Genomic DNA, 12,824 nt, shown 5'->3' on the forward strand with positions numbered 1-12,824 from the left:
ATTCACCCTTTCGACGGCCAACCGGACAGCCTCGAACCGAGCGCGAATCCACGACAGGCCAGCGCTTCTCGAACGGCAATGACGGCATCGACGTCCAGGATCGAGGCCTTGATGAGGTCGGCTTCCAGCATTTGTACGAGGTCTCCGACGCGCCGAATACCTGCGGCGTTCAGGGACTGCAGGGTGGGGCCGGCGAATCCGCTCCGGGAAACAAGTGCTCGATGTCCACATCGGCTTGGTCACTCGATATCCCGCTGAATGCAACCAGAAAGAGCCGCGCGCCAACAATGGCCCACGCCGCCTCGTAGCCGCGGATATTGTCGCTCGCCAAGCCCACGATTTCCGGCAGGCCACTCCACCCGGACAACGGATCGTCTGCAAGAAGATGCCTCAGCCCCGCATGGAAGATGTCGTCGAGTACTTGATCGGTCATGCGCTTTTCGCGATGTTCGGATTGCGTCAACCAAGAAAAAGCCCGGCCGAGGCCGGGCTTCCAGTCAAGCGAGAACGCTGTCCTTAGGGCTTGTTGCCCGTGGGGAACGGCCAGGCGGCTGCCGGGCTCAGAGCGGTCTTCGCAGCCGGCGCAGGAGCCGGAGCAGGCGCAGCGGGCGCCGCGGGCGCCGCCTTTTTCGCAGCGGCCTTCTTCGCAGGCGCCTTGGCAGCAGCCTTCTTCGCAGGCGCCTTGGCGGCGGCCTTCTTCGCAGGCGCAGCCTTCTTCGCAGGCGCCTTCTTGGCGGCGGCCTTCTTCGCAGGCGCCTTCTTCGCAGCGGCCTTCTTGGCGACCGGCTTCTTCGCAGCCGGCTTCTTGGCCGCGGCCTTCTTCGCCGGTGCCGCCTTCTTGGCCGGAGCCTTCTTGGCGACAGCCTTCTTGGCCGGAGCGGCCTTCTTCGCCGGCGCCGCCTTCTTGGCCGGAGCCTTCTTGGCCGCAGCCTTCTTCGCCGGAGCCGCCTTCTTGGCCGGAGCCTTCTTTGCCGGAGCCGCCTTCTTCGCGACCGGTTTCTTCGCAGTTGCCATTTCAATCTCCTTGATCAAGTTGCATGAAACGCCGCCCCAAAAACCGGTGCGGCATTCATCGCCCGCTTGCCTTGCCCACCGCACGAGGCAGCAGGTGGTTTGCATGACGATGAACTGGGTTGCAGTGCCAGCGAATCGCATCTGACGGCGATTCTTCTGGCTCCGCGGATCTTGATCTCTCTACAACGCCCTTGAAACCGATCGCGCCCGCCGAATGCGGGCCACGGAACGGTCAGTCCCAGGACAGTGCGCCACCGGATTGGTACTCGATGACGCGGGTTTCAAAAAAGTTGCGTTCCTTCTTCAGGTCGATCATTTCGCTCATCCACGGGAACGGGTTTTCCTCGTTCGGGAAGAGCGCCTCCAGGCCGATCTGCTGTGCACGCCGATTGGCGATGTAGCGCAGGTAGCCCTTGAACATCGACGCGTTGAGACCGAGCACGCCGCGCGGCATCGTGTCTTCCGCGTAGCGGTATTCGAGCTCGACGGCCTTCATGAACAGGCCCTTGATCTCGTTCTTGAACTCGGCCGTCCACAGGTGCGGATTCTCGAGCTTGACCTGGTTGATCAGGTCGATGCCGAAGTTGCAGTGCATCGACTCGTCGCGCAGGATGTACTGGTACTGCTCGGCGGCGCCGGTCATCTTGTTCTGGCGGCCCAGCGACAGGATCTGCGTGAAGCCGACGTAGAAGAACATGCCTTCCATCAGGCACGCGAACACGATCAGGCTGCGCAGCAGCGTCTGGTCGTTCTCCGGCGTGCCAGTGTGGAAGTTCGGATCCATGATCGCTTCGATGAACGGGATCAGGAACTGGTCCTTGTCACGGATCGAGGCGACTTCGTTGTACGCGTTGAAGATCTCGCTCTCGTCGAGACCGAGCGACTCGACGATGTACTGGTACGCGTGCGTGTGGATCGCTTCCTCGAAGGCCTGGCGCAGCAGGAACTGGCGGCACTCGGGGGCAGTGATGTGGCGGTACGTGCCGAGGACGATGTTGTTGGCGGCCAGCGAATCGGCCGTCACGAAGAAGCCGAGGTTGCGCTTGATGATGCGGCGCTCGTCTTCGGTCAGACCGTTCGGGTCCTTCCAAAGCGCGATGTCGCGCGACATGTTGACCTCTTGCGGCATCCAGTGGTTCGCGCACGTGGCGAGGTACTTCTCCCACGCCCACTTGTACTTGAACGGCACCAGCTGGTTGACGTCGGTCTGGCCGTTGATGATGCGCTTCTCGGCGGCCGTGACGCGACGCGCGGACTTCGTCGCGTGCGTCGCGGCGATGGAGATCGCGGGCGAGACTTGCGGCTCGGAGTGCGGCACGGCGCGAGAGTCGACGGCTTGCGTGAGCACCGGCGCGGACTGCACATCGCGAAGCGACGGAGAGGCCATCCGTCCATCGTTGTTGAACGCGGTGGACGTCGTCGGCAGAGAACTTTGTGGAGACCGGAGGTCGTCTTCCCAGACCAGCATGTGTGTGCTTCCTATGCTCTGAATTATCGGAGTGTTGTGTTGAAACACCAAGCACTTATTGACAGCGAGCCGCTCTCGTTGTTGCGGCTTCGCATCGAAGAAGCGTCGTTCGACTCATGTGCTTCGCAGCATTTCGCGTGATCGCGATCGCCCTCGTCACGCATCCGCGGCGCGCTCGAATCGCGAGCGCGTGCAGGTACGTGAGTGAGGTATCGCATGAGTCGTGTGTGCGTTGCGGCTCGAGGTCCATCGCGTGCCGCGGCGCGCGATGGACTCGTTGTCGCGAAGCCTTATTGGCAGGCCTCGCAGGTCGGGTCGTCGACGCCGCAGAACTTGATGTCGGTGGCCGGTGTTTCACTGAGCATGGCTTGTGCCTGGGCCGCGGCGACGTCCATCGCGGACAGGCCGCCGGACGTCGAACCGGACGACACCGAGTTGAGCTGCTTGCGGTCGACCGTGCTCTTCTCGGCGTGCGTCGCGCCCATCGTGCGCAGGTAGTACGTCGTCTTCAGGCCGCGCAGCCACGCCAGCTTGTAGGTCTCGTCGAGCTTCTTGCCCGACGCGCCCGACAGGTAGATGTTGAGCGACTGCGCCTGGTCGATCCACTTCTGGCGGCGCGCGCCGGCTTCGACCAGCCACGTCGCGTCGACCTCGAACGCCGTCGCGTACAGCGCCTTCAGTTCCTCGGGCACGCGGTCGACCGCGCGCAGCGAGCCGTTGTAGTGCTTGAGGTCCATCAGCATCACGGAGTCCCACAGGCCCAGGCGCTTCAGGTCGCGCACCAGGTACTCGTTGACCACCGTGAACTCGCCCGACAGGTTGGACTTGACCGACAGGTTGCCGAAGGCCGGCTCGATCGACGCGTCCACGCCGATGATGTTGGAGATCGTCGCGGTCGGCGCGATGGCCACGCAGTTGGAGTTGCGCATGCCGTGCTGGGCGATCTTGGCGCGCAGCGCGTCCCAGTCCAGCGTCGTCGAGCGATCCACTTCGACGTAGCCGCCGCGGTGCTTGGCCAGCAGGTCGATCGAGTCGATCGGCAGGATGCCCTTGTCCCACAGCGAACCCTTGAACGACGAGTAGCGGCCACGTTCGGCCGCGAGCTCGGTCGACGCGGAGTACGCGTAGTAGCACACCGCTTCCATCGAGCGATCGGCAAATTCGACGGCAGCCTGGCTCGCGTACGGCGTGCGCAGCTGGTACAGGCAATCCTGGAAGCCCATGATGCCGAGGCCGACCGGGCGATGGCGCAGGTTGGAGTCGCGCGCCTTCTTGACCGCGTAGTAATTGATGTCGATCACGTTGTCGAGCATGCGCATCGCGGTGCGCACGGTCTTCTGCAGCTTCGAGTGGTCGATCACCATCGTGCCGTCGGCCGTGGCGACCAGGTGCTGCGCGAGGTTGACCGAGCCGAGGTTGCAGACGGCGATCTCCGTCTCGCTGGTGTTGAGCGTGATCTCGGTGCACAGGTTGGAGGAGTGCACCACGCCCACGTGCTGCTGCGGCGAGCGCACGTTGCAGGCGTCCTTGAACGTGATCCAGGGATGGCCGGTCTCGAACAGCATCGACAGCATGCGGCGCCACAGGTCCTTGGCCGGGATGCGCTTGAACAGCTTCAGCTCGCCGCGGTCGGCCTTGGCCTCGTAGGCGGTGTAGGCGGCTTCGAACTCGAGGCCCACCAGGTCGTGCAGGTCGGGGCAGGTGGACGGCGAGAACAGCGTCCAGTCGCCGCCTTCCATCACGCGGCGCATGAACAGGTCGGGGATCCAGTTCGCCGTGTTCATGTCGTGCGTGCGGCGGCGGTCGTCGCCGGTGTTCTTGCGCAGCTCGAGGAACTCCTCGATGTCCAGGTGCCACGTCTCGAGGTACGCGCAGACCGCGCCCTTGCGCTTGCCGCCCTGGTTGACGGCGACCGCCGTGTCGTTGACCACCTTGAGGAAGGGCACGACGCCCTGGCTCTTGCCGTTGGTGCCCTTGATATAGGAGCCGAGCGCGCGGACGTTGGTCCAGTCGTTGCCCAGGCCGCCGGCGAACTTCGACAGCAGCGCGTTCTCCTTCAGCGCCTCGTAGATGCCGTCGAGATCGTCGGCGACGGTCGTCAGGTAGCAGCTGGACAACTGCGAGCGGCGCGTGCCGGCGTTGAACAGCGTGGGCGTGCTGGACATGAAGTCGAACGTCGACAGCACGTTGTAGAACTCGATCGCGCGGGCCTCGCGGTCGATCTCGCCCAGCGACAGGCCCATGGCCACGCGCATGAAGAACGCCTGCGGCAGCTCGATGCGCTCGTCGTTGTCGTGCAGGAAGTAGCGGTCGTAGAGCGTCTGCAGGCCGAGATAGTCGAACTGCATGTCGCGCGACGCGTCGAGCGCGGCGCCCAGCTTGGCGAGGTCGAACTGCTGCAGCTTCTCGTCCAGCAGCTCGGCCTTGACGCCGCGCTTGATGAACTTGGGGAAGTACTCGGCGTAGCGCTCGCCCATCTGCTCCTGCGAGACTTCTTCCTTCAGGATCTCGCGGCGGATCGTGTGCATCAGCAGGCGCGCGGTGGCGCGCGTGTAGCCGGGCTCCTTCTCGATCAGCGTGCGCGAGGCCAGGATCGCGGCCTTGTAGACCTCGTCCATCGGCACGCCGTCGTACAGGTTGCGGCGCGTCTCGGCGAACACCGGCTCGGCGGTGACGTCCGGGCCGAGGTTGGCGCAGGCCGCGACGATCAGCGAGTGCAGGTGGGCCACGTCCAGCGGCACGCGCTCGCCGTTCTCGGTGACGAACAGCTCGGGCTCGGCGACCTTGACTTCGGACACGCCGGCCTTGACGCGATCCTGCGCGCGGCGCTCGCGATACAGCACGTAGGCGCGCGCCACTTCATGATGGCTCCCGCGCATCAGGCCGAGCTCGACCTGGTCCTGGATGTCCTCGATGTGGAAGGTGCCGCCCGCCGGCCGCGAACGCAGCAGCGCGCGCACGACGCTCTCGGTCAGGCCGTCGACGGTCTCGCGGACGCTGGCCGAGGCCGCGCCCTGCGTGCCGTGAACGGCCAGGAAGGCCTTCATCAGCGCAACGGCGATCTTGCTCGGCTCGAACGAGACGACCGCGCCGTTGCGGCGCAGGATCTGGTAGCCCTGGTAGGCGTTGTGGGAGCCGGCGACCGTCTGGGTCGGCGCGACACGCGCGACGGTGCTGCTCTCGTTGATGGCGGATGCGATTCCTTGCATGGCGACCCCTCTATCTGAATTGTCTGAAACGAAAACCTGTGGATGACTTGTGCGTACCGTGTGCGCAACCTCGGTTTTCAACACACAAAGCTTCGCCCAGACTCGCTCGAGGCGAGCTTGCTGGACGACGTTTGGTGTGGGACTACCCGCTCGGCGCGGCCGAGGACTGCGCTCTGCATCGTGGCGAACACCGGCAGGTGCCGGCAGCGTCCTCGCAGAGTGCGTCAACGGAGGTAGTCATTGAGGTTTGTACAACCGGTTAGACCGATGAATGACTTTACCACCCGGGGCAAGTGAACGCTATACGTAGCGTTAAAAAACCTCTAAGGCACTACCCGTAGTGTCACCGGACGATTGACGAAATCTTGATGACAAGGCCGCGGACAGGCCTCGCGCCGAACCCGCGCCGTTGCGGGACCGGCTCGCGCAGACCCGCATGGATGCTTGCGCGGACACGCATCACGCGCCGCGAGACCGCATGGATCCGCGCTCGCTGCAGCGCAGCGTCAGGCCTGTCGCGGCTTGGCGGCGGGGATGCGTTGCGCGTCCCATTGCAGGCGCGCCGCGAGATCCGTCCAATCGAAGCCCGGGCCCGGATCGATCTTGCGTCCGGGCGCCACGTGCTCGTGCCCGACGACGTGACGGATCGCACGGACAGCGTCGATCGCCGGCAACAGTTTCTCGAGCGCGGCGTATTGAGCCGGCTCGAAGGTGTCGCCTTCGAGACCCTCGAGCTCGACGCCGATCGACCAGTCGTTGGCCGCCTCGCGCTCCTCCCAGCTCGAACGCCCGGCATGCCACGCGCGCTCGTCGATGGAGACGAACTGCAGCACGCTGCCGTCGCGCCGGACGACGAAATGGGCGGAGACCTCGAGCCCGCGGATCGTCTCGTAATAAGGATGCGCCGACCAGTCCAGCGTGTTCGTGAACAGCCGCCGGATGCCGTCGCCGCCATACTCGCCCGGCGGCAGGCTGATCGAATGCAGCACGACGGTGTCGACGCGCGCGCCGGCCGGCCGCGCGCTGAAGTTGGGCGACGGCACGCGCGTGGCGCCGCGCCACCAGCCCGCCTCCCAGGCGTCGGTCATGTCAGGGGTCGGACGACTCGGACTCGGTGATGCCGAGCCGCGCCATCCGGTAGCGCATCTGCCGCAGCGACAGCCCGAGGCTGGCGCCGGCGGCGGTGCGATTGAAGTTCTGGCGTTCGAGCGCGCGCACGAGGATCACGCGCTCGACCTCGTCGAGATAGCGCACGAGGTCGTCGGGCACCGGCTCCTCGGCGGCCGGCGTCGCGGGGCCGGCCGGCGGCGCCGCGCCCATCGCCTCGGCCACGGTCGGCCCGGCGGCATCCTCGACGACGACCGCGGCGATCGCGCTCGCCTCCGGATCGCGCACCGCGGACGCGCCGGCGAGCAAGGCCTCGGGCAGCGCGAGGTCGGCGCCGGTGATGGCCTCGCCGTCGCTCAGCGCGACCGCGCGGTGCAGCAGGTTCTCGAGCTCGCGCACGTTGCCCGGGAAGGCGTAGCGCGCAAGCAGCGCGCGCGCGTCGGGCGTCAGGCGCGCGGGCGTCACGCCGACGTCGCGCGCGAGGCGCGCGAGCAGCGCGTCGGCGATCGCCGGCAGGTCGACCAGGCGATCGCGCAGCGGCGGCACCTTGATGTCGATCACGTTGAGCCGGTAGAACAGGTCCTGCCGGAAGCGGCCGGCCTGCACCTCGGCGGCCAGGTCCTTGTGGGTGGCGCTGACGATGCGCACGTTCATGGTCTGCTCGGACGTGCCGCCGACCGCGCGCACCGCGCGTTCCTGGATCGCCCGCAGCAGCTTGGACTGCATGGCGAACGGCAGGTCGCCGATCTCGTCGAGGAACAGCGTGCCGCCGTTGGCCGCCTGGAAGAAGCCGTCGCGGTCGGCGTTCGCGCCGGTGAACGCGCCCTTGCGCACGCCGAAGAACTCGGACTCGAGCAGCGTCTCCGGAATCGCGCCGCAGTTGACCGCCACGAAGGGCTGGCCGGCGCGTGCGCTGACGTCGTGGATCGCGCGCGCGACGAGTTCCTTGCCGGTGCCCGACTCGCCCTGCACCAGCACCGGCGCCATGCTGCGTGCCACCTTCTCGACCAGGCTGCGCACCTGCGCCATCGCCTCGGAATTGCCGACCAGCCGGCGCAGCGGATCGCCACGGCCGTCGGCCGGCGCGGCGTCGGCGGCGGGCGGCGGCGTCGCGCGCGAGCGGCCCATCGCCGAGGCCACGACCGCGCGGAACTGGCGCAGGTCGACCGGCTTGGTGAGGTAGTCGAACGCGCCGGCCTTCAGTGCGGTGACCGCGTTCTCGGGCGAGCCGTAGGCCGTGACGACGATCACCTTCTCGGGCCGCCCGCTCTTTTCCAGCCACTGCAGCAGGTCCAGGCCGGTGCCGTCGGGCAGGCGCATGTCGCTGATCACCGCGCGGAACACGCGCGACTGCAGCACCTCGCGCGCCTGCGCGACGCTCGAGGCCGTCTCGACTTCGAGGCCCTCGCGCAGCAGCGTCAACTCATAGAGAGTCAGCAGGTCGGGCTCGTCGTCGACCACCAGCACGCTGCTGGCCTGGACGGCGCTCGTCCCGGTTGGAGTGGCACTCGCAGTGGCGGTCATAGACAGACCTCCGGCCTGCGGCCTGCGGTGCGAGCTCCCTTCGGAGCGGCCGTGCGTACGCTCATAGCACCAAACGTCCTTCAGCCGAAGTCAGCGACTCACGCGGCATCATCACCTCGAACACATTGCAATGGCGCTCGTCGTGGCGCCGGAAATCGATGCGGGCGCCGTGACGCTCGCAGAGTTCGCGACAAATGTACAGCCCGAGGCCTGTCCCACGACTGCGTGTGGAATGGAAGGGCTCGAACAGGTAGGGCTCGACGTCCTGCGGGATCGGGGGCCCGTCGCTGGCCACCGACATCCGCGCCCACGCGCCGTCCTCGCTGGGCTCGAGCGAGACGCGCACGCCGCCCGGCCGCGGGCTGGCGTGGCGGATCGCGTTGTCCAGCAGGTTGACCAGCACGCGGCGCAGGTGGTCGGAGTCGAAGACCACGCCCACCGGCGCCGGCGGCAGCAGCACCTGGAGCCGGCTCGCGCTGCCGAGGATCAGGCCCACCGTGCGCGCCCATTCGCTGCAGATGCTGGCGATCTCGGCGGTCACGTCCAGCGTGCGCGAGGGCGCGAGCGAGCCCGGCGCCGCCTCCATGACGTCGTCGACGATGCGTCGCAGGCGGTCGATGTTGTCCGTCATGATGCGGATCAGGCGCCGCTGGTCGGGGCGCAGCTCGTCTTCCTCCAGCAGTGCGTTGGCCTGCGAGATCGCCGCGAGCGGGTTGCGGATCTCGTGCGCCACGCCGGCCGAGATGCGGCCCATCGCGGCCAGCCGTTCCTGGCGCAGGCGCGCTTGCACGGCGCGCAGCTCCTCGATGAACAGCACGCACAGCGGCTCGTCGGCGGGCGCGGTGTCGTTGCCGTCGGAACGGCTGCGCGTGAAGCGCGCGCGGATGTGCAGCGCCCGGCGCGAGCCGTCCTCCAGCTGGATGTTGAGATCCATCGGCGCCGACGGCCAGTTGCCGCGCGCGAAGGCCTGGTCGACCTCGTCGGCCAGCACCAGCCAGCCGGGATGCAGCCGCAGCGAGAACGGCGGCGACGGGCAGCGCGCGGCCTGCGCCACCAGCAGCCGGCGCGCCGACGGATTGGCGGCGCGCACGCGCAACTGGCGGTCGATCACGAGCACGCCGTCGGCCATGTCCTCGATGACGAGGCGGCTCAGCTGGGCCTGCTGGCGCGCGCGCTCGCGGCTGTCGCGCGCGGTGCGCTCCTCGTGCGCGAGCCGCATCGACAGCTCGCCCGACAACAGCGCCACCACGAACAGCCCGATGCCGCTCAGGCCGGCCTGCGACATCAGCGCCGCGGAGTCCGGCACCGAGCCCGCGACGCGCCCGGCCGCGGCCAGCAGCATCAGCGCCACGCCCGCCGCGGTCGCCAGCGCCGGCAGCCGCGGCGTGAGGATGCCGGCCATCAGCACGGGCAGCACGAGCAGCGCGGTGAAGTTGAGGTTGGAGGTCGGGTCGATCCAGTGGATCGCGCCGAACACGAGCAGGTCGACGCCGATCGTCATCCACCACTGCCAGCGCGCCGACTGCAACGCCTTGAAGACGCGCAGCTGGTCGGTGAGCCACCAGATGAAGGCCTGCACGACGTAGGCCGCGCACAGGATCAGCGGGGGCGTGAGGTAGCGCGCGGTCAGCGCGCCCATCAGCGAGATCGCCAGCACCAGCGCGACGCCGAGTGCGGCGCGGGCCGCGACGTAGGTGCCGAAGATGCGGCGCAGCGCATGGCCGGCCAGCGGCCGCAGCACCGGACGGTTGGCGTTCCAGCGGCTGCCGTCGGCCGCGGCGGCCTCGTCGGCCTGGCCCTCGAGCGCGCTGAACCACGATTCCTCGGGCAGGCCCGCGTTGGCGCCTTCGCGCGACTGCGCGGCGCGACGTTCCCTGCGCTGGCGGCTACCCCACATGGACGGCCTCCGTCCCGCTCACGGCAGGATCACTCGACACGCGGGCCCGCATCGCGATGCGCGGTGCAGCAGTAGACGAGCGCGCCGTCGCGCACGGCCTCGGACGCCGGGAAGTGCAGGCCGCAGGCCGCGCAGTCGACCATCGCCTCGGGCGGCGCGACGGGATTCGCGGCCGCGGCCCGCGGCGGCGCAGCGACCTTGCGGCGCGGCCGCAGCAGCCACCAGACCACGAAGCCCACGATCGCCCACAGCAGAACGCGTCCCACCATCAGCCACCCAGCCCGGTCGGCGCGCGCTGCAGCACGACCTCGAACACGAAGCGCGAGCCGACATAGGCCAGCAGCATCAGCACCGCCCCGGCGTAGACCCAGCGCGTGGCCTGCCGGCCGCGCCAGCCGCGCGTGCGGCGCCCCACGATCAGCGCCGCGAACGTGGCCCAGCTGGCCAGCGACAGCACCGTCTTGTGGTCGCCCCAGCGCCAGTGCCCCATCGTGAGCAGGCCGATGACGATGGCCAGCGTCAGCACGACGAAGCCGGCCTCGACGAACAGGAACGTGAGCCGCTCCAGCGACAGCAGCGGCATGCCCAGCAGCCCCGCGCCGCCCTTCTGGCGCATCTGGCTCTCGGCGCGATCGAGCATGGCCGCGTGCACCACCGCCACGCCGAACAGCGCGTAGGCGGCGATGCCCAGCGTCCAGTGCAGCGGCGCGTAGACCGAGTACGAGACGATCACCACGTCGCCCGGAAACGCCAGCGCCAGCAGCACGCTCGCCGCGCCGATCGCCGCGAAGATGCGTCGCAGCCCGGCGATCGGCACCAGCCGCGACTCGGTGAAGTGCACGGTCAGCACGAGCCAGGCCGTGAGCGACAGCACCGGCGCGAAGCCCCAGCGGATACCTTGCCCCGCATCGGCTTCGAGACCGAACGACGCCGCGATGGACAGCCCGTGCAGCACCAGGGCGAGGACCTGCGCGCGCGTGCCCCACGGCGGGCGCGAGAACGCCGACAGGACGTAGGCCGCGACGGCGGCCCAGGCCAGCGCGTGGATAGGAGCGGAAGTTAGAATCACCCTCGCAGTTTACTGGGGCGCGCCGCGCTCATCCTTGCTGCCCCACGCACCCATGGCTTCAGCACTCACCGACCGCCTGTCCCGCCTCGTCAAGACGATGCGCGGCCAGGCCCGCATCACCGAATCCAACGTCCAGGACATGCTGCGCGAAGTGCGCATGGCCCTGCTGGAGGCCGACGTCGCGCTGCCCGTCGTGCGCGACTTCATCGCGCGGGTCAAGGACAAGGCGCTGGGCCAGGAGGTCGTCGCCTCGCTGACGCCGGGCCAGGTGCTCGTCAGCATCGTGCAGAAGGAACTCGCCGCGACCATGGGCGAGGGCGTCTCCGACATCAACCTCGCCGTGCAGCCGCCCGCCGTCATCCTGATGGCCGGCCTGCAGGGCGCCGGCAAGACGACCACCACCGCCAAGCTCGCCAAGTACCTGATCGAGAAGCGCAAGAAGAAGGTGCTGACGGTCTCGGGCGACGTCTACCGCCCCGCTGCCATCGAGCAGCTGAAGACGGTCACGAAGCAGGCCGGCGCCGAGTGGTTCCCGTCCACGCCCGACCAGAAGCCGCACGACATCGCCGCCGCCGCCATCGACTACGCGAGGAAGCACTACTTCGACGTGCTGCTGGTCGACACCGCCGGCCGCCTCGCGATCGACGAGCTGCTGATGGCCGAGATCAAGGACCTGCACGCGCTGCTGCATCCGGTCGAGACGCTGTTCGTCGTCGACGCGATGCAGGGCCAGGATGCGATCAACACCGCCAAGGCGTTCAAGGAAGCGCTGCCGCTGACCGGCGTCGTGCTGACCAAGCTCGACGGCGACTCGCGCGGCGGCGCGGCGCTGTCGGTGCGCCAGGTCACGGGCGCGCCGATCAAGTTCGCGGGCGTGTCCGAGAAGATCGACGGCCTCGAGGTGTTCGACGCCGACCGCCACGCCGGCCGCGTGCTGGGCATGGGCGACATCGTCGCGCTGGTCGAGGGCGTCACCAAGGGGCTCGATGTCGAGGCCGCGCAGAAGCTCGCCGAGAAGATGCGCTCGGGCACCGACTTCGACCTGAACGACTTCCTCGCGCAGCTGAGCCAGATGAAGAAGATGGGCGGCCTCGCCGGCCTGATGGACAACCTACCCGCCGAGATGACCGCCAAGGCCGGCAAGCCCGACATGGACAAGGCCGAGCGCGACATGCGCCGCATGGAAGGCATCATCAACTCGATGACGCCGCTGGAGCGCCGCAAGCCCGACCTGCTCAAGGCCAAGCGCAAGTTCCGCATCGCCAAGGGCGCCGGCGTGCAGGTGCAGGACGTCAATCGCCTTCTCAATCAATATGAGCAGATGCGCGACATGATGAAGAAGATGAAGGGCGGCGGCCTGATGAAGATGATGAAGCAGATGGGCGGCCTGAAAGGCATGAAGGGCATGATGGGCGGCGGCGGAATGCCCAGGATGTGACCGTCGCGATCGGCGGGCGCATCACGCCCGCGCGACCTTCGGTTCAATCCGGGTCGCCAGCAGGATTCAGCTCGACGGGCTACGATCGCGGCCTCGTT

General features: G+C 68.0%; 11 protein-coding genes. 1 reads left to right on the top strand and 10 read right to left on the bottom strand.

Annotated features, from left to right (window positions below; all coding sequences use genetic code 11):
• Nucleotides 1-2 precede the first annotated feature (2 nt).
• The 10 genes from LPC04_RS22345 to LPC04_RS22390 all read right to left on the bottom strand — a co-directional run bounded on the left by LPC04_RS22345 (nucleotide 3) and on the right by LPC04_RS22390 (nucleotide 11,288).
• Nucleotides 3-131 (bottom strand): hypothetical protein, encoded by a 129-nt coding sequence (locus LPC04_RS22345; RefSeq protein WP_275684502.1) that lies wholly within the window; start codon nucleotides 129-131, stop codon nucleotides 3-5.
• Between the two features lie 38 nt (nucleotides 132-169).
• Nucleotides 170-433 (bottom strand): hypothetical protein, encoded by a 264-nt coding sequence (locus LPC04_RS22350; RefSeq protein WP_275684503.1) that lies wholly within the window; start codon nucleotides 431-433, stop codon nucleotides 170-172.
• A gap of 83 nt (nucleotides 434-516) precedes the next feature.
• Nucleotides 517-1,014 carry a histone H1-like DNA-binding protein gene (locus tag LPC04_RS22355; protein WP_275684547.1) on the bottom strand — a complete coding sequence of 166 codons (498 nt, stop codon included), beginning with the start codon at nucleotides 1,012-1,014 and terminating at the stop codon, nucleotides 517-519.
• A gap of 232 nt (nucleotides 1,015-1,246) precedes the next feature.
• A complete protein-coding gene (locus LPC04_RS22360; RefSeq protein ID WP_275684504.1) occupies nucleotides 1,247-2,482 on the bottom strand; it encodes a ribonucleotide-diphosphate reductase subunit beta in 1,236 nt (411 codons plus the stop codon).
• A 290-nt stretch (nucleotides 2,483-2,772) separates the two neighbouring features.
• Entirely contained in the window at nucleotides 2,773-5,691 is a 2,919-nt protein-coding gene (locus tag LPC04_RS22365; RefSeq protein ID WP_275684505.1) for a ribonucleoside-diphosphate reductase subunit alpha, read from the bottom strand.
• Between the two features lie 506 nt (nucleotides 5,692-6,197).
• Nucleotides 6,198-6,779 (bottom strand): 1,6-anhydro-N-acetylmuramyl-L-alanine amidase AmpD, encoded by a 582-nt coding sequence (ampD, locus tag LPC04_RS22370; protein ID WP_275684506.1) that lies wholly within the window; start codon nucleotides 6,777-6,779, stop codon nucleotides 6,198-6,200.
• Nucleotide 6,780: 1 nt separating this feature from the next.
• Nucleotides 6,781-8,322 carry a sigma-54-dependent transcriptional regulator gene (locus LPC04_RS22375; RefSeq protein WP_275684507.1) on the bottom strand — a complete coding sequence of 514 codons (1,542 nt, stop codon included), beginning with the start codon at nucleotides 8,320-8,322 and terminating at the stop codon, nucleotides 6,781-6,783.
• Between the two features lie 61 nt (nucleotides 8,323-8,383).
• Nucleotides 8,384-10,219 carry an ATP-binding protein gene (locus LPC04_RS22380; RefSeq protein ID WP_275684508.1) on the bottom strand — a complete coding sequence of 612 codons (1,836 nt, stop codon included), beginning with the start codon at nucleotides 10,217-10,219 and terminating at the stop codon, nucleotides 8,384-8,386.
• A 29-nt stretch (nucleotides 10,220-10,248) separates the two neighbouring features.
• Complete coding sequence (locus LPC04_RS22385; protein ID WP_275684509.1) at nucleotides 10,249-10,485, bottom strand: PP0621 family protein; 237 nt, start codon at nucleotides 10,483-10,485, stop codon at nucleotides 10,249-10,251.
• Between the two features lie 2 nt (nucleotides 10,486-10,487).
• Complete coding sequence (locus LPC04_RS22390; protein ID WP_275684510.1) at nucleotides 10,488-11,288, bottom strand: cytochrome C assembly family protein; 801 nt, start codon at nucleotides 11,286-11,288, stop codon at nucleotides 10,488-10,490.
• A gap of 52 nt (nucleotides 11,289-11,340) precedes the next feature.
• Here LPC04_RS22390 and ffh point away from each other — a divergent pair, with 52 nt between their 5' ends.
• Nucleotides 11,341-12,726, top strand: a complete 1,386-nt coding sequence (ffh, locus tag LPC04_RS22395; protein WP_275684511.1) for a signal recognition particle protein — start codon at nucleotides 11,341-11,343, stop codon at nucleotides 12,724-12,726.
• Nucleotides 12,727-12,824 lie beyond the last annotated feature (98 nt).

Origin of the sequence: Scleromatobacter humisilvae (assembly GCF_023231945.1) — a bacterium.
Taxonomy (GTDB): domain Bacteria; phylum Pseudomonadota; class Gammaproteobacteria; order Burkholderiales; family Burkholderiaceae_C; genus Scleromatobacter; species Scleromatobacter humisilvae.

Coding starts and splice junctions, on each gene's coding strand:
- LPC04_RS22345 (WP_275684502.1), bottom strand. CDS start 131: ATGCTGGAAGCCGACCTCATCAAGGCCTCGATCCTGGACGTCGATGCC.
- LPC04_RS22350 (WP_275684503.1), bottom strand. CDS start 433: ATGACCGATCAAGTACTCGACGACATCTTCCATGCGGGGCTGAGGCAT.
- LPC04_RS22355 (WP_275684547.1), bottom strand. CDS start 1,014: ATGGCAACTGCGAAGAAACCGGTCGCGAAGAAGGCGGCTCCGGCAAAG.
- LPC04_RS22360 (WP_275684504.1), bottom strand. CDS start 2,482: ATGCTGGTCTGGGAAGACGACCTCCGGTCTCCACAAAGTTCTCTGCCG.
- LPC04_RS22365 (WP_275684505.1), bottom strand. CDS start 5,691: ATGCAAGGAATCGCATCCGCCATCAACGAGAGCAGCACCGTCGCGCGT.
- ampD (WP_275684506.1), bottom strand. CDS start 6,779: ATGACCGACGCCTGGGAGGCGGGCTGGTGGCGCGGCGCCACGCGCGTG.
- LPC04_RS22375 (WP_275684507.1), bottom strand. CDS start 8,322: ATGACCGCCACTGCGAGTGCCACTCCAACCGGGACGAGCGCCGTCCAG.
- LPC04_RS22380 (WP_275684508.1), bottom strand. CDS start 10,219: ATGTGGGGTAGCCGCCAGCGCAGGGAACGTCGCGCCGCGCAGTCGCGC.
- ffh (WP_275684511.1), top strand. CDS start 11,341: ATGGCTTCAGCACTCACCGACCGCCTGTCCCGCCTCGTCAAGACGATG.